Origin of the sequence: Allobrachymonas chironomi DSM 19884 (assembly GCF_000374625.1) — a bacterium.
GTDB classification, from domain to species: Bacteria; Pseudomonadota; Gammaproteobacteria; order Burkholderiales; family Burkholderiaceae_C; genus Brachymonas; species Brachymonas chironomi.
The window spans coordinates 167,293-181,529 of the sequence record NZ_KB894765.1 but is presented as its reverse complement, the minus strand read 5'-3'; the positions used below and the strand labels follow the sequence as shown (position 1 = coordinate 181,529).

General features: G+C 63.3%; 19 protein-coding genes. 16 read left to right on the top strand and 3 right to left on the bottom strand.

Features of this window, described 5'->3' with window-relative positions:
- Positions 1-104: 104 nt before the first annotated feature.
- From C513_RS0100905 to C513_RS12345, 6 genes are all read left to right on the top strand, one after another.
- Complete coding sequence (locus C513_RS0100905) at positions 105-1,463, top strand: replication-associated recombination protein A (protein ID WP_083927336.1); 1,359 nt, start codon at positions 105-107, stop codon at positions 1,461-1,463.
- 202 nt (positions 1,464-1,665) lie between these two features.
- Complete coding sequence (locus tag C513_RS0100900) at positions 1,666-2,595, top strand: branched-chain amino acid ABC transporter permease (protein ID WP_026320402.1); 930 nt, start codon at positions 1,666-1,668, stop codon at positions 2,593-2,595.
- Between the two features lie 13 nt (positions 2,596-2,608).
- A complete protein-coding gene (locus tag C513_RS0100895) occupies positions 2,609-3,805 on the top strand; it encodes an ABC transporter permease subunit (protein WP_018714140.1) in 1,197 nt (398 codons plus the stop codon).
- Between the two features lie 10 nt (positions 3,806-3,815).
- Positions 3,816-4,586: an ABC transporter ATP-binding protein gene (locus C513_RS0100890; RefSeq protein WP_018714139.1), complete on the top strand. Its 771-nt coding sequence runs from the start codon at positions 3,816-3,818 to the stop codon at positions 4,584-4,586.
- 10 nt (positions 4,587-4,596) lie between these two features.
- Entirely contained in the window at positions 4,597-5,313 is a 717-nt protein-coding gene (locus C513_RS0100885) for an ABC transporter ATP-binding protein (protein ID WP_018714138.1), read from the top strand.
- A 98-nt stretch (positions 5,314-5,411) separates the two neighbouring features.
- A complete protein-coding gene (locus tag C513_RS12345; protein ID WP_018714137.1) occupies positions 5,412-5,831 on the top strand; it encodes a VOC family protein in 420 nt (139 codons plus the stop codon).
- 19 nt (positions 5,832-5,850) lie between these two features.
- On the opposite strand, the gene C513_RS0100875 is transcribed toward C513_RS12345, so the two are convergent.
- Positions 5,851-6,900 (bottom strand): CDP-6-deoxy-delta-3,4-glucoseen reductase, encoded by a 1,050-nt coding sequence (locus tag C513_RS0100875; RefSeq protein WP_018714136.1) that lies wholly within the window; start codon positions 6,898-6,900, stop codon positions 5,851-5,853.
- A 151-nt stretch (positions 6,901-7,051) separates the two neighbouring features.
- On the opposite strand from C513_RS0100875, the gene C513_RS0100870 reads away from it, so the two are divergent.
- From C513_RS0100870 to tatC, 9 genes are all read left to right on the top strand, one after another.
- Complete coding sequence (locus C513_RS0100870) at positions 7,052-8,026, top strand: NAD-dependent epimerase/dehydratase family protein (RefSeq protein WP_051084362.1); 975 nt, start codon at positions 7,052-7,054, stop codon at positions 8,024-8,026.
- Complete coding sequence (gene hisF / locus C513_RS0100865; RefSeq protein WP_026320400.1) at positions 8,020-8,802, top strand: imidazole glycerol phosphate synthase subunit HisF; 783 nt, start codon at positions 8,020-8,022, stop codon at positions 8,800-8,802. Before C513_RS0100870 ends, hisF begins: the two co-directional genes overlap by 7 nt.
- Before the next feature lie 9 nt (positions 8,803-8,811).
- On the top strand, positions 8,812-9,213 hold the full coding sequence (hisI, locus tag C513_RS0100860) for a phosphoribosyl-AMP cyclohydrolase (RefSeq protein ID WP_026320399.1): 402 nt from the start codon (positions 8,812-8,814) through the stop codon (positions 9,211-9,213).
- Positions 9,213-9,572, top strand: coding sequence for a phosphoribosyl-ATP diphosphatase (locus C513_RS0100855; protein ID WP_018714132.1), 360 nt, complete (start codon positions 9,213-9,215; stop codon positions 9,570-9,572). The genes hisI and C513_RS0100855 overlap by 1 nt, the downstream gene beginning before the upstream one ends.
- Before the next feature lie 36 nt (positions 9,573-9,608).
- On the top strand, positions 9,609-10,046 hold the full coding sequence (locus tag C513_RS0100850) for a DUF4870 family protein (RefSeq protein ID WP_018714131.1): 438 nt from the start codon (positions 9,609-9,611) through the stop codon (positions 10,044-10,046).
- 70 nt (positions 10,047-10,116) lie between these two features.
- The gene (locus C513_RS0100845; RefSeq protein ID WP_026320398.1) at positions 10,117-10,476 is read left to right on the top strand and encodes a histidine triad nucleotide-binding protein; all 360 of its coding nucleotides are present in this window, start codon (positions 10,117-10,119) and stop codon (positions 10,474-10,476) included.
- 75 nt (positions 10,477-10,551) lie between these two features.
- Positions 10,552-10,788 carry a Sec-independent protein translocase subunit TatA gene (tatA, locus tag C513_RS0100840; RefSeq protein ID WP_018714129.1) on the top strand — a complete coding sequence of 79 codons (237 nt, stop codon included), beginning with the start codon at positions 10,552-10,554 and terminating at the stop codon, positions 10,786-10,788.
- A 30-nt stretch (positions 10,789-10,818) separates the two neighbouring features.
- Positions 10,819-11,367: a Sec-independent protein translocase protein TatB gene (gene tatB / locus C513_RS0100835; protein WP_018714128.1), complete on the top strand. Its 549-nt coding sequence runs from the start codon at positions 10,819-10,821 to the stop codon at positions 11,365-11,367.
- 59 nt (positions 11,368-11,426) lie between these two features.
- Entirely contained in the window at positions 11,427-12,215 is a 789-nt protein-coding gene (gene tatC, locus C513_RS0100830; protein WP_018714127.1) for a twin-arginine translocase subunit TatC, read from the top strand.
- Between the two features lie 72 nt (positions 12,216-12,287).
- Here the strand turns inward: tatC and C513_RS0100825 are convergent, their stop codons facing one another.
- Both C513_RS0100825 and C513_RS0100820 read right to left on the bottom strand, forming a co-directional pair.
- Positions 12,288-13,022: a hypothetical protein gene (locus C513_RS0100825; RefSeq protein WP_018714126.1), complete on the bottom strand. Its 735-nt coding sequence runs from the start codon at positions 13,020-13,022 to the stop codon at positions 12,288-12,290.
- A gap of 5 nt (positions 13,023-13,027) precedes the next feature.
- Positions 13,028-13,501, bottom strand: a complete 474-nt coding sequence (locus C513_RS0100820) for a YhbY family RNA-binding protein (protein WP_018714125.1) — start codon at positions 13,499-13,501, stop codon at positions 13,028-13,030.
- Between the two features lie 50 nt (positions 13,502-13,551).
- Between C513_RS0100820 and C513_RS0100815 the strand changes: the two genes are divergently transcribed.
- Positions 13,552-14,220 carry an RlmE family RNA methyltransferase gene (locus C513_RS0100815; protein WP_018714124.1) on the top strand — a complete coding sequence of 223 codons (669 nt, stop codon included), beginning with the start codon at positions 13,552-13,554 and terminating at the stop codon, positions 14,218-14,220.
- The last annotated feature ends 17 nt before the right edge of the window (positions 14,221-14,237 follow it).

The following is a 14,237-nucleotide window of genomic DNA, read 5'->3' as shown; positions in this document are numbered from 1 at the left end:
GCGCGTCAGGCCGCAAACGGCACCAGGGGGACTCCTTCTGGTGCCGTTCTGCATTTGCCGCGCCGCCCTGACAGGGCAGGCCGCCAGCAGGTAACATGCAGTCCATGGAAGACCTGTTTGGACATGTTCCCGCCCCGGCCAGCCCTGGCCGCCTCCCCGCCGGTGTGGCATCGGCTGCTGCACCGCTGGCCGAGCGCCTGCGGCCGCAAACGCTGGAGCAGGTAATCGGCCAGCAGCACCTGCTGGGTGAAGGCAAGCCGCTGCAACTGGCATTTGCCTCCGGCAAGCCGCATTCGATGATTCTGTGGGGCCCGCCCGGCGTCGGCAAGACCACGCTGGCGCGCCTGATGGCGCATGCCTTCGACTGCGACTTCATCGCCTTGTCGGCGGTGTTCAGCGGCGTCAAGGATATTCGCGCAGCCATGGAGCAGGCCGAGCGCCATCTGGCCCAGGGCCGCCACACCATCCTGTTCGTCGACGAGATCCACCGCTTCAACAAGTCGCAGCAGGACGCCTTGCTGCCCTATGCCGAATCCGGGCTGGTGACCTTCATCGGTGCCACCACCGAAAACCCGTCCTTCGAGGTCAACTCGGCGCTGCTGTCGCGTGCCCAGGTCTACGTGCTGCAGTCGCTGACCGATGACGAGCTGCGCCAGCTGTTTGCCGCGGCACATGAACGGGCGCTCGGGCATCTGCATTTCGACGATGCGGCCATCAACACCATGATCGGCTATGCCGATGGCGATGGCCGCCGCTTTCTCAACCTGCTGGAACAGTGCGAAACGGCAGCGCAGGCGGCGCACACGGACCAGATCGACCGCGCCTTTGTCGAGAATGCGCTGACGCTGAATGCGCGGCGCTTCGACAAGGGAGGCGATGCCTTTTATGACCAGATTTCGGCGTTGCACAAGTCAGTGCGTGGCTCGCATCCCGATGCCGCCCTGTACTGGCTGACGCGCATGCTCGATGGCGGAGCCGACCCGCGTTACCTGGCGCGGCGCATCGTGCGCATGGCCTGGGAAGACATCGGGCTGGCCGATCCGCGTGCCATGCAGATCGCCAACGATGCCGCTTTGACCTATGAACGGCTGGGAAGCCCCGAAGGCGAGCTGGCCCTGGGGCAGGCCGTCATCTACCTGGCTATTGCGGCCAAGAGCAATGCCGGTTACACCGCCTACAACCAGGCGCGCGCCTTTGTGCGTCAGGACAAGAGCCGCGAAGTGCCGGTACACCTGCGCAATGCGCCCACCAAGCTGATGAAGGAGCTGGGCCATGGCCGCGCCTATCGCTACGCGCATGAGGAACCGCATGGCTATGCCGCCGGTGAAACCTATCTGCCCGATGGCATGGCGGAACCAGGCTGGTACCAGCCTGTGCCGAGAGGGCTGGAATCCCGGATTGGCGAGAAGCTGACTTTTCTGCGGAAGCTGGATGACGAAGCAGGGGAGGGGCGAACAGGCTGATGACGAATAGACCGTGATCAGGGAATCTCCCTAATCAGCCAGAATCGAGGTGAACGACCGTGCTTGCTACAATTCGAAACCGCCACTGGTCCGTAAGCGATTGCAACGACCCCTGACTGCCCCTAGCCTGTTGCCTGACCCGGCAAGAGCCCATCCCAGCGCCAGTCCCCTCTGGTGCCCGACTTCCGGGAGAGCCGATTCGATGGATATTTTGTTGCAACAGATCATCAATGGTCTGGTTCTGGGGAGCATGTACGCCCTGGTGGCCTTGGGCTACACCATGGTGTACGGCATCATCAACCTGATCAACTTTGCCCACGGCGAAGTGCTGATGATTGGTGCACTGACCAGCTGGACGATTGTCGGCCTGATCCAGGAGAGCATGCCGGGGACACCGGGCTGGATGATCCTGCTGATCGCCATGCTGGTGGCCTGCGTGGTAGCCGCCGTGCTGAACTTCAGCATCGAGAAAATCGCCTACCGGCCGCTGCGCAACAGCCCGCGTCTGGCGCCGTTGATCACCGCCATCGGCATGAGCATCCTGCTGCAGACGCTGGCCATGATCATCTGGAAGCCCAACTACAAGTCCTACCCGACGCTGCTGGCCGCAGAGCCGTTCCAGGTCGCCGGTGCCGTGATCACCGTGACCCAGGTGATGGTGCTGGGCGTGACCGCCATCTGCCTGTCCATCCTGCTGTACGTGGTGCATCGTACCCGTCTGGGCCGTGCCATGCGCGCCACGGCAGAGAACCCGAGTGTGGCCTCGCTGATGGGCGTCAAGCCCGACACCGTGATTTCCGCCACGTTCATCATCGGTGCGGTACTGGCGGCCGTAGCCGGCGTCATGTTTGCCGCCAACTACGGCACGGTACAGCACACCATGGGTTTCCTGCCCGGCCTGAAGGCCTTTACTGCCGCCGTGCTAGGCGGCATTGGCAACCTGGGCGGCGCAGTAGTGGGAGGCCTGCTGCTGGGCCTGATCGAATCGATTGGTTCCGGCTACCTGGGCGTGCTGACCGGCGGTGTGCTGGGCAGCCATTACACCGATATCCTGGGCTTTCTGGTGCTGGTGCTGATCCTGATCCTGCGTCCGTCCGGCCTGCTGGGCGAACGTGTGGCCGACCGTGCCTGACCGGGAGAACACCATGACATCAAGCAAGAGCAAGCTGTTCGTCTTCCTGCTGGCCGCCATCGGGCTGCTGGTGCTGCCGCTGGTACTGCAGCAGTTCGGCAATGCCTGGGTGCGCATCGCCGATCTGGCGCTGCTGTACATCATGCTGGCACTGGGCCTGAACATCGTGGTCGGTTACGCCGGCCTGCTGGATCTGGGTTATGTGGCGTTTTATGCCGTCGGGGCCTACCTGTTCGCGCTGCTGGCATCGCCCCATCTGTTGGGTACCTTCCCGCAGTTGGCGGCCACTTTTCCCGGAGGCCTGCACTTGCCACTCTGGGCGGTGATTCCACTGGCGGCGGCACTGGCTGGCATTGTCGGCGTGCTGCTCGGCTACCCGCTGCTCAAGCTGCGTGGCGACTATCTGGCGATTGTCACGCTGGGCTTTGGCGAGATCATCCGCATTTTCATGAACAACCTGGACGCGCCGGTCAACATCACTAACGGCCCCAAGGGCATCGGCCAGATCGATCCGGTGACCGTGGCCGGCCACCCGCTGTCGCGTTCGCTCGATATTGGCGGCTTTACCGTGTCCTCGGTCAGCCTGTACTACTACCTGTTCCTGATCCTGGTGGTGCTGACGGTGGTGGTCTGCTATCGCCTGCAGGATTCGCGCATCGGTCGCGCCTGGATGGCGATCCGCGAAGACCAGACGGCGGCGCAGGCCATGGGCTTGAACACGCGCAACCTGAAGCTGCTGGCTTTCGGCATGGGGGCCACTTTTGGCGGTATTTCCGGGGCCATGTTTGCCAGCTTCCAGGGCTTTGTCTCGCCCGAGTCGTTCAGCCTGATGGAATCCATCATGATCGTGGCGATGGTCGTGCTGGGCGGTCTGGGCCACCTGCCGGGCGTGATCCTGGGCGCGGTGCTGTTGTCGGCGCTGCCCGAGGTGCTGCGCTATGTGGCGCACCCGCTGCAGGCCATGACCGATGGCCGGCTGGACCCGGCCATCCTGCGTCAGCTGCTGATTGCGCTGGCCATGATCTCGGTGATGCTGCTGCGTCCACGTGGTCTCTGGCCGTCTCCCGAACATGGCAAGGCCGGCAGCCGCAAGGGGGTTGCCAGCAAGGCACAGCCCGTCACGGCCCAGCAGAATCCGCCCGGTGTGGATTCGCCCGCCGATGCCGTTCCCGGTACCACCACGGTCCGCCAGGACAGCGTCAACCCCTGAGGCGCACAGCATGAGCACGACCATTCTCGAAGTCCGCGATGTGTCCAAGCGCTTTGGTGGCCTGCAGGCGCTGAGCGATGTCAATCTGCATATCGAACAAGGCCAGGTCTACGGACTGATTGGCCCCAACGGCGCGGGCAAGACGACTTTCTTCAACGTGATCACCGGCCTCTACACGCCGGACAGCGGCAGCTTCGAGCTGGCCGGCCAGCGTTATGAGCCCACGGCAGTGCACAAGGTGGCACAGGCCGGCATCGCCCGTACCTTCCAGAACATCCGCCTGTTTGCCGAAATGACGGCACTCGAAAACGTCATGGTGGGGCGCCATGTGCGCACCCACTCCGGCGTACTGGGGGCGATTTTCCAGACGCGCTCCTTCCTGGCGGAGGAGGCAGCCATCCGCGCCCGTGCCCAGGAGCTGCTCGACTATGTCGGTATCGGCCAGTATGCCGATTTCCGTGCGCGCACCCTGAGCTATGGCGACCAGCGCCGCCTGGAAATTGCCCGTGCGCTGGCAACCGACCCGCAACTGATCGCACTGGATGAGCCTGCTGCCGGCATGAACGCCACAGAGAAAGTGCAGCTGCGCGAGCTGATCGACCGTATCCGCCAGGACAGCCGCACGATTCTGCTGATCGAACACGATGTGAAGCTGGTGATGGGCCTGTGCGACCGCGTGACCGTGCTGGACTATGGCAAGGTGATCGCCCAGGGGACGCCAGCCGAGGTGCAGAAGGACGAGAAAGTGATCGAGGCCTATCTGGGCACCGGACAGCATTGAGGCAGACAGCATGAGCAACACCCTGTTGAAAATCAGCGGCTTGGAAGTGGCCTACGGCGGCATCAATGCGGTCAAGGGCATCGATCTGGAGGTGAGGGAAGGCGAACTGGTCTCGCTGATCGGCTCCAATGGTGCCGGCAAGACCACCACCATGAAGGCGATCACCGGGCTGCAGCCGGTGCGCAACGGTGATATCCAGTTTCTCGGCAAGAGTATTCGCGGCAAGGGCGCCTGGGATATTGCGCGCGAAGGCCTGGTGATGATTCCGGAGGGGCGCGGCATTTTCACGCGCATGACCATCATCGAGAACCTGCAGATGGGCGCTTTCCTGCGCAAGGACAAGGCCGCCGTGGCAGAGGATCTGGAGCGCATGCTGCAGCTGTTCCCGCGCCTGCAGGAACGCCGTAGCCAGCTCGCCGGCACCATGTCCGGCGGTGAGCAGCAGATGCTGGCCATGGCGCGCGGGCTGATGGCGCGGCCGCGGCTGCTGTTGCTGGATGAGCCGTCCATGGGCTTGTCGCCCATCATGGTGGACAAGATTTTCGAGGTGGTGCAGGACGTGCACCAGCGCGGCATGACTCTGCTGCTGGTGGAGCAGAACGCCAGTCGGGCGCTATCGATTGCCGATCGTGGCTACGTGATGGAGTCCGGCGTCATGACCATGCAGGGAGAAGCCGGCTCCATGCTGGCGGATCCGCGTGTGCGGGCGGCTTATTTGGGCGAGTGAGCCTGCTGGCTGGGAATATGTCACACGTTCTCAGGGTTTTTGCTACAACGCAGATGGGACAATCCGTGTAGCTCATTGTTTCCGGCAACAATCCAAGCATGCTGGAAACGCACATTGTCAGTACCAGGCCACTGAAGTGCCTGGATTTTTATACCCGGGTACTACTGCTCAAGCGCATTGCCAGCTTGGAATTGGATGTACGGGTGGCACAGGCTGTGCCGGGTGAGCGTTTTGTCTTCCGCTTGAGAACCGGCAGCATTGAGCTGATGGAGGTCAGGCCCCCGCTGACCAGGCGTGCTGCTGCCAACGCAGCGGCTGACGCAGAGCAGGCCGGCTTCCAGGAGTTCTACTTCCTGGTGCAACAACCGGTCGAGGGCATCCGTGCCCACCTGCAGCGTGAAGGCTGGGCCGACTCCGCGGGACCCGTGCTGTATACCGGCAAGATCAATGCCTTGCGCGTCTTGCGTGTGCAGGATCCTGACGGTAATCGTCTGCGGCTGGTGGAGTTCTGCGGCTGACGGCAGCAGCCGCTTCGGCTCAGGCTTGCGGCTCGATCTTGTCCTTCAGCGAGGTGAAGGCATCGGCAAAGAAGTGCTCCGCTGGCAGCTGGTGATCCGCTACGGCGCGCTGTTGTGCCGCTTCCACCATGGCCGGTGCGCCGCAGGCATACAGCTGCATATCGCGCATGTCAGGATGTTCCTGCAGCATCACATCCAGGGCCAGACCCGACAGACCGGTCCAGCCATCTTCCGGCAGGGCATCGGAAATCACCGGCACATAGCGCACCTGTGGGTGGCGTGTGCAGTATTCCGTGATCCAGTCGTGCATGTAGATGTTGGCCGGGCGACGCGCACCCCAATAGAGAACGGCATGGCGTTGGCTGCCGGTGTGCTCCATGTGCTCCAGCATCGCCTTGATGGGGGCAAATCCGGTGCCGGAGGCCAGGAACAGCAGCGGCCCCTGGCCGGCATCCTCGCGCAGGTGGAAGCTGCCGAACGGCCCCTCGATGCGCAGGATTTCCTTTTCCTTCATGCTGGCGAACACATGGTCGGTGAACTTGCCGCCGGGCATGTGGCGTAGATGCAGGTCTACGCGTGGCTGTGCCGCATCGACGTCCTGCGGCGCCGTGGCCATGGAGTAGCTGCGGCGCTGGCCATCCGCCAGCAGGATATCGATGTACTGGCCGGCATGGTATTGCAGCGGCGCGTTGGCCGGCAGCTGCAGGCTGATCTGCATCACGTCATCGGCCAGGCGCGTCAGGCCCATCACGCGCGCCGGCATCTTGCGCACCGGGAACGCACCGGCAGCAGTCACCTGGCGTGATTCCAGTACCAGGTCGGACTGCGGCTCGGCGCGGCAGGCCAGCACCATGCCGGCGGCCAGCTCCTCGTCCGACATGGCCTTGGCCTGGTAGGGGCGATGTGTGACTTCGCCACTGATCTTCTTGCATTTGCAGGATCCGCAGGCACCATCCTTGCAGCCGTAGGGCAGGCCGATGGCCAGACGGATGCCGGCATCGAGCACGGTTTCGCCGTCCAGAACCTCGAACTGGCGGCCACTGGGCTGGATATGGACCTGGTATCCCATGGGGGGTGATCTCCTGCAAAAACTGGGTGAACGGGGTGGCCTGCTGCACAGGCCGCAATTCCTTATTGTCCTGCATCTTGCCGATCCCTGACAGGGGCAGGGTCTGGGGCTGTTACATTAGGGTGGGTTCCCGTCTGTTATCCATCTTGCCATGCCCCTGTCCCTTGCCCGACCGGCTTCACTTGTCCGCCCGCGTGCGCTGCCAGCCCGATTCCGACGGCAGCGTCTGCTGATTGTGGGCTGTGGCGATGTCGGCAGCCGTGTCGTGCTGCAGCGCGTGGCGCGTCGTGGAGTGCAGCTGCTGGCCCTGAGCAGCCAGCCAGATCGGCTGAATGCCTTGCGCGCGCAAGGGCTGACGGTGCTGGCCGGCAACCTCGATCAGCCGTGTACCCTGCGCCGGCTGGCCGGACTGGCACAGCGCGTGCTGCATCTGGCACCACCGGGGGCCGATGGCGGGGCGCGGGATGTGCGCACGCACGCGCTGGTGCAGGCCTTGCGGCGTGGCCGATCCCCCCTGCAGCTGGTGTATGGCAGTACCAGCGGTGTCTACGGCAACCGCCAGGGGGCCTTGCTGCGTGAAACTGCTGCCCTGGCTCCCGCGACCGGGCGTGCGCAGCGTCGCGTGCATGCCGAGCAGACCTTGCGTGACTGGGGCCGCCAACGCCTGGGGCAGCCTGCCATCAGCATTCTGCGCGTTCCCGGCATCTATGCGCCCGACCGCGCGCAGGGCACGCCGCGCGAACGCCTGCTGCGCGGCACACCGGCCTTGCAGCCGCAGGATGACAGCTACAGCAACCACATTCATGCCGATGACCTGGCGCGCGCCTGCTGGCTGGCGCTGTGGCGCGGACGGCCGCAGCGCATCGTCCACGTGAACGACGATGCGCGGTTGAAAATGGGAGACTATTTCGATCTGGCCGCCGACCTGTACGGTCTGCCGCGCCCGCCGCGCATCAGCCTGGAACAGGCGCGCACCCAGCTTTCGCCGACGCTGCTGAGCTTCATGCTGGAATCGCGCCAACTCGACAACACCCGCCTGAAGCAGGAGCTGGGGCTGGTGCTGCGTTACCCGACCCCGGCGCAGGGCTTGCTGTCGGGTCAGCCCTTACAATCGGGACCATGCTAGCCAAACGAATCATTCCCTGTCTCGACGTTACCGGTGGCCGCGTGGTCAAGGGCGTCAATTTTGTCGAACTGCGCGATGCCGGTGACCCGGTCGAGATCGCCGCCCGCTACAACGAGCAGGGCGCGGACGAACTCACCTTCCTGGACATCACCGCCACCAGCGATGCGCGGGACATGATCCTGCCCATCATCGAGGCGGTCGCCAGCCAGGTGTTCATTCCGCTGACCGTGGGGGGGGGCGTGCGCAGCGTGGACGACGTGCGTCGCCTGCTCAATGCCGGTGCCGACAAGACCAGCTTCAACTCGGCCGCCATTGCCAATCCGGAGGTGATCCGCGAGGCCTCCGGCCGCTATGGTTCGCAGTGCATCGTGGTGGCGATCGACGCCAAGCGCCGCGTGGCTGCCGAAGACATTGCCGCACGGGGCGAGGGCTGGGACGTCTACAGCCACGGCGGGCGCAAGAACACCGGCCTGGACGTGCTGCAATGGGCACGCAGGATGGCCGACTACGGTGCTGGCGAGATCCTGCTCACCAGCATGGACAAGGACGGCACCAGGAGCGGCTTCGACCTGGAGCTGACGCGAGCCGTCAGCGATGCGATTCCGGTGCCGGTGATCGCTTCCGGCGGCGTCGGCAACCTCGACCATCTGGCCGATGGCGTGCAGCAGGGCGGTGCGGATGCCGTGCTGGCTGCCAGTATCTTCCACTATGGCGAATACACCGTGCTGCAGGCCAAGCAGCACATGGCTGCACGCGGCATTCCGGTGCGCCTGTAAGGAGACCCCATGACGACAATGCCTGACTGGCTTGATGCCATTCGCTGGGATGCCAACGGCCTGGTGCCGGTCATTGCCCAGGAAGCGGCCACCGGCGATGTGATGATGTTCGCCTGGATGAACCGCGAAGCGCTGCAGAAGACTGCCGAACTGGGTCGTGCCGTCTATTTCAGCCGTTCGCGCAACAAGCTCTGGTTCAAGGGCGAGGAAAGCGGCCATGTGCAGACCGTGCACGATATCCGCCTCGACTGCGACAACGATGTGGTGCTGCTGAAAATCACCCAGCTCGGCCACGAACCCGGCATTGCCTGCCACACCGGTCGCCACAGCTGTTTTTACCAAAGCTTGCAAAACGGTGGCTGGCAGGCCGTCGATCCGGTCTTGAAAGACCCGGACACCATCTACAAGTAATGCGCATGACCTTCAACACGCAAGATATCCTCGCCCGTGTCGCCGACACGCTGGAAACGCGCCTGCCGGCACGCGGCGGCAATCCCGAAACCAGCTATGTGGCGAAACTGCTGCACAAGGGGCCGGACGCTTTCCTCAAGAAGATTGGCGAGGAAGCCACCGAAACCGTGATGGCGGCCAAGGACGTGGATGCCGGTGCCGACAAGGCCAAGCTGGTGTACGAAATTGCCGATCTGTGGTTCCACAGCATGATCGCGCTCGCGCACTACGGCTTGCGCCCGGAAGACATTACGGCGGAACTTGCGCGCCGTGAAGGGATCAGTGGCATTACAGAGAAGGCGAGCCGACCGGCAGACTGACTCCGAGCCACCCACTGTCCACGACAAGGAGTTGCCATGAATGATGTGATCGACGTGAAAGCCCGCGAAACCCAGCCGCGGACACAGCCGCCGGCTTTTCCGCAGGGCCCCGAACAGGACGCCCGCGCACGCAACCTGAAGGCCGTGGGCTGGGTCAGCTACCTGTTGCACCTGACGGTGGCTCTGGCCGCTGTCATTCCCGGCTTCCAGGTCGGGGTGGCGGTGCTGATCATCGCTTTCGTGATTGATCTGGTCAAGCGCGGAGATGCGCAGGGTACCTGGCAGGAAAGCCACTTCAGCTGGCGCATCCGCTCGGTGCTCTGGGCCACCTTCTGGTATGTGGTCACCAGCCCGCTGTTCCTGTTGCTGATCGTGCCCGGCTACCTGGCCTGGGGCGTTGTCTCGGTCTGGTTCCTGTACCGCATCGTGCGCGGCATGGCCCGCATGAATGACAACCGCCCGGTAGGTGCATGACGCAGCAGTGTCAGCCACGTGTCACGGTTCCGGGTGATAATCACCAGATTCTGTGTAGTACCACCCGGACATGAGCATGCAAGACGACTGCATTTTCTGCAAGATTGCCGCAGGGCAGATTCCCTCGAACAAGGTGTACGAGGACGAAGACATCTTCGCCTTCCATGACATCAACCCGTGGGCGCCCGTGCATTTCCTGATTATCCCCAAGCGCCACATCACGTCGATGGCGGCGCTCACCGAGGCTGATGCCGCGCTGATGGGCAAGATCATGACGCTGGCCCCGAAGCTGGCCATGGAGCAGGGCTGCGAGCCGTATCCCGAAGGCGGTTTCCGCGTGGTGATCAACACCGGCGAACAGGGCGGCCAGGAAGTGCACCATCTGCACGTGCATGTGATCGGCGGTCCGCGACCGTGGAAAAAAGGCTGAGCCCGGGCGATCTGCCTTGCTGCGCCGCACATTACAATCATTTTTCTGAACTGAACACACATCAAGGAGTTCAACATGGGTTCTCTGTCCATCTGGCACTGGCTGATCGTGCTGCTGATCGTGGTCCTGGTATTCGGCACCAAGAAGCTGAAGAACATCGGCCAGGATCTGGGCGGTGCCGTCAAGGGTTTCAAGGACGGCATGAAGGAAGGCGAGGCGTCTGCCGATGCCGCTGCCCAGCAGCAGGTCACGGCCAGCAAGACGGCCGACCAGGCCAACACCATCGACGTCGAAGCCAAGAACAAGTCCTGATGCCGCTGACGGTAACAGGAGCAGGCCAACGTGATTGATCTCGGCATTTCCAAGCTGGCACTGATTGGCGTGGTGGCGCTGGTCGTCATCGGGCCGGAAAAGCTGCCGCGCGTGGCGCGTACCGTCGGTACGCTGCTGGGCAAGGCGCAGCGTTACGTGAGTGACGTCAAGGCCGAGGTCAGCCGCAGCATGGAGCTGGACGAGCTGCGCAAGATGAAGGACACGGTCGAGGGAGCGGCGCGCGATGTCGAGCGCAGCGTCCACGAAACCGGCCGCAGCGTGCAGTCCGACCTCGAAGGCGGTTACGGCAGCAGTACCGGCAGCACGGCAGAGACCGCCTCCGGCAGTCCTGCCGGCTCCGGCTCGGTGTTCCAGTCCGATGACAGTTATGCGTCTGCCGAAGGCGGCCATACCGGCTACTCTCCCCGTCCTGCTGCCTCGTACCGCCATCCGCGCAAGAACTGGCGCGTCAAGCGTGGAACCACGCCCGTCTGGTACAAGCAGCAGCAAGGGGTTCGCACCCATATCCAGTCGGCGGCGGCACGCGTGGCGCGTCATCGTCCCAAAAAGCGCTTCTGATGCGCCCCCGCTGTCCGGCCTGTCCGGCAACGGCAATCTTTCCGATCTGAACAGGAACCATGGCTGAGGACAACAAGCAGGACGAGCTCGCAGGCAGCGAGCAGCCCTTCGTCGAGCATCTGATCGAGCTGCGTGACCGTATCCTGTACATGCTGTACGGGGTGGCGGCAGTGGCTCTGGTGCTGGCGTTCTATCCCGGTCCGGACGGTCTGCTGAACTTCATTGCGCAGCCGATTCGTGCCCACATGCCGCCCGATTCGCGCCTGATTGCGGTCGACGTGTTCTCGCCGTTCTTCGTGCCGCTCAAGGTGCTGATGATGGTGGCCGTGCTGGCGGCGCTACCGTGGCTGATGTACCAGGCCTGGGCCTTTGTGGCGCCTGGTCTGTACCACCACGAGAAGAAATTCGCGTTTCCGCTGATCATTTTCGGCAGCCTGCTGGCCTATGCCGGCATCGCTTTCGTGCAGTTCTTCGTGCTGGACAAGATGTTCAACTTCATCCAGCATTTCACGCCGGATTCGGTGGCGGCCACGCCCGACGTGGCCTCCTACGTGCAGGCGATCCTGTCGCTCTACCTGGCATTTGCGCTGGCCTTCCAGGTGCCGATCGTGGTGATGCTGCTGGTGCGCTTTGGCATGGTGACAGTGGTGCAACTCAAGTCCTTCCGGGGCTACTTCATCGTCATCGCCTTTATCGTGGCAGCGATTGTCACCCCGCCCGATGTGCTGTCGCAGCTGGCGCTGGCGATTCCCATGTGCCTGCTCTACGAGGTCGGCATCTGGGGTTCCGGCTGGTTCAACAAGGTGAGCCGCAACCCGGAGAGTGAGGAAGAAGGCGCGTCCGAATAAGCGACTTCCGCGCGTACCCATGAACAGCGAAAGCCGGCAACTTGCCGGCTTTTGACATGCTGCTGGCGCGGTTTATTCGCGCCAGTGTTCGGCCACCCAGGTGGCTGGCTCGATATGGCGGAAACGGCGGTTGCGGCGACCGGCCAGGGCATCTGGCGGGTTGCATTCACCGTGGAAGATCACGATGCGCGCATCCCTGGGCACGAAAGGCGGTTTCCAGAAGTTGGTGGGCCAGGCCGGAATGCAGTGGTACTTGAAGCTCGGGCACCATGCTTTCGGCCAGTAGCTCAGCTTGCCCAGCTTGTGTATTTCATCCGACAGGTAGGCCTGCTCGTTGCGGAACTGCTCGCGGATGCTGGCAAACTCCTTGCGGAACTTGTCCAGGATTTCCGGGTAGGCGCCGATCTGGAAGCGGTAGACGGACGAGTTGCCGGTGATGCGCCAGGGACGCTTGTAGTCATGGATGATGACAAAATCGCCGGGATAGGTGAAGAAATCGTCCAGCGGGCCGGTGATCACCACGTCCACATCCAGGAACAGGGCGGTGCCCTGCAGACCGTGCAGGTCGCGCGTGAAGGTGGTCAGCTTGTTCCAGCCGCGCTCCGGGATGCCGGGTGGCAGCTCCAGTGGCGGAATCGGGTAGCATTCGACTTCCGCGCGGATGCCCTGGCTGTCATCGGTCAGGCAGACCATGCGGAAATCGCCCGTCAGGTGGCGGCGCACCATGGCATACAGACGGTTGATGTACTCGGGGCCATACTTGGTACCCCATTTCATGCACAGGATGATGCGGTCGCTGCTGCTCATCAGTCTCAGTCTCCCTGGCGTTTCTTGGGCGAGACCTGGCGTTTCTTGGCGCGCTTGATGATGCCGCCGGAGGTGAGGCGCTCGTTGCCGAGCACGCGCACCGTGCGGACCTGGGGACGCTGGCCGCCTCGGCGGCTGTTCTTGATCACCTTGATGTCACGCGGGCCGGGCATGCGGTCCTCGTCGATCTCGCGCTCCTTCTCGGGGATCGGGCGCCAGAGCACGAACAGCTTGCCGATGTGCTGGATCGGGGCCGCGTTGAGCTCGTCGGCGATCTGCTGGTACATCTGTTCGCGTGCATCGCGGTCGTCGCCGAGCACGCGGATCTTGATCAGGCCGTGGGCGTTGAGGGCGGCATCGGCTTCGCGCAGCACGGCGGCCGACAGGCCGTCGGCACCGATCATCACGACCGGAGAGAGGTGATGGGCTTCCGCGCGATGGACCTTGCGCTGCTGCGTGGTCAATACAATCTGGGGCATTGGACTATGATTCCTGAAAGGGGAGTGTCTGCAGTATGCAGGCGGCAAACATGAAATTCAAAACCAAAAGCAAGAAAGTCAACAAGTCATGGCTGCATGACCATATCAACGATCCGTACGTCAAGCTGGCGCAGCGGGAGGGGTATCGTGCGCGCGCAGCCTACAAGCTCAAGGAAATCGACGAGACGCTGCACCTGATCCGCCCGGGCGACCTGGTGGTCGATCTGGGATCCGCGCCGGGAGCCTGGAGCCAGTATGTACGGCGCAAGCTGTCTCCGGACGGAGCGGCGGTCGGTGAGCTCAATGGCAGGATTATCGCACTGGACCTGCTTCCCATGCAGCCGATCGAGGGGGTCGAATTCCTGCAGGGGGATTTCCGCGAGGACGAGGTGCTGGCGCAGCTGGAGGAAAAGCTGCAGGGACGCCAGGCCGATGTGGTGGTGTCCGACATGGCGCCCAACCTGTCCGGCGTGGAATCGGCCGATGCGGCGCGCGTGGCGCACCTGATCGAACTGGCCATCGATTTTTCGCTGCGTCACCTCAAGCCCGAGGGCGCGCTGGTGACCAAGGTGTTTCACGGCAGCGGCTACAGTCAGCTGGTCAAGCTGTTCAAGGAAACCTTCCACGTGGTCAAGCCGGTCAAGCCCAAGGCATCGCGCGACAAATCGTCCGAGACCTTCATTGTCGGCATGCGCCTGAAGCAGCCGCTGCAGGACTGATTCCCTGCGCCATACCC

What these genes read in the sequence shown, in the direction of transcription:
- C513_RS0100905 (WP_083927336.1), top strand. Translation starts at nt 105, where the DNA reads ATGGAAGACCTGTTTGGACATGTTCCCGCCCCGGCCAGCCCTGGCCGC.
- C513_RS0100900 (WP_026320402.1), top strand. Translation starts at nt 1,666, where the DNA reads ATGGATATTTTGTTGCAACAGATCATCAATGGTCTGGTTCTGGGGAGC.
- C513_RS0100895 (WP_018714140.1), top strand. Translation starts at nt 2,609, where the DNA reads ATGACATCAAGCAAGAGCAAGCTGTTCGTCTTCCTGCTGGCCGCCATC.
- C513_RS0100890 (WP_018714139.1), top strand. Translation starts at nt 3,816, where the DNA reads ATGAGCACGACCATTCTCGAAGTCCGCGATGTGTCCAAGCGCTTTGGT.
- C513_RS0100885 (WP_018714138.1), top strand. Translation starts at nt 4,597, where the DNA reads ATGAGCAACACCCTGTTGAAAATCAGCGGCTTGGAAGTGGCCTACGGC.
- C513_RS12345 (WP_018714137.1), top strand. Translation starts at nt 5,412, where the DNA reads ATGCTGGAAACGCACATTGTCAGTACCAGGCCACTGAAGTGCCTGGAT.
- C513_RS0100875 (WP_018714136.1), bottom strand. Translation starts at nt 6,900, where the DNA reads ATGGGATACCAGGTCCATATCCAGCCCAGTGGCCGCCAGTTCGAGGTT.
- C513_RS0100870 (WP_051084362.1), top strand. Translation starts at nt 7,052, where the DNA reads ATGCCCCTGTCCCTTGCCCGACCGGCTTCACTTGTCCGCCCGCGTGCG.
- hisF (WP_026320400.1), top strand. Translation starts at nt 8,020, where the DNA reads ATGCTAGCCAAACGAATCATTCCCTGTCTCGACGTTACCGGTGGCCGC.
- hisI (WP_026320399.1), top strand. Translation starts at nt 8,812, where the DNA reads ATGACGACAATGCCTGACTGGCTTGATGCCATTCGCTGGGATGCCAAC.
- C513_RS0100855 (WP_018714132.1), top strand. Translation starts at nt 9,213, where the DNA reads ATGCGCATGACCTTCAACACGCAAGATATCCTCGCCCGTGTCGCCGAC.
- C513_RS0100850 (WP_018714131.1), top strand. Translation starts at nt 9,609, where the DNA reads ATGAATGATGTGATCGACGTGAAAGCCCGCGAAACCCAGCCGCGGACA.
- C513_RS0100845 (WP_026320398.1), top strand. Translation starts at nt 10,117, where the DNA reads ATGAGCATGCAAGACGACTGCATTTTCTGCAAGATTGCCGCAGGGCAG.
- tatA (WP_018714129.1), top strand. Translation starts at nt 10,552, where the DNA reads ATGGGTTCTCTGTCCATCTGGCACTGGCTGATCGTGCTGCTGATCGTG.
- tatC (WP_018714127.1), top strand. Translation starts at nt 11,427, where the DNA reads ATGGCTGAGGACAACAAGCAGGACGAGCTCGCAGGCAGCGAGCAGCCC.
- C513_RS0100825 (WP_018714126.1), bottom strand. Translation starts at nt 13,022, where the DNA reads ATGAGCAGCAGCGACCGCATCATCCTGTGCATGAAATGGGGTACCAAG.
- C513_RS0100820 (WP_018714125.1), bottom strand. Translation starts at nt 13,501, where the DNA reads ATGCCCCAGATTGTATTGACCACGCAGCAGCGCAAGGTCCATCGCGCG.
- C513_RS0100815 (WP_018714124.1), top strand. Translation starts at nt 13,552, where the DNA reads ATGAAATTCAAAACCAAAAGCAAGAAAGTCAACAAGTCATGGCTGCAT.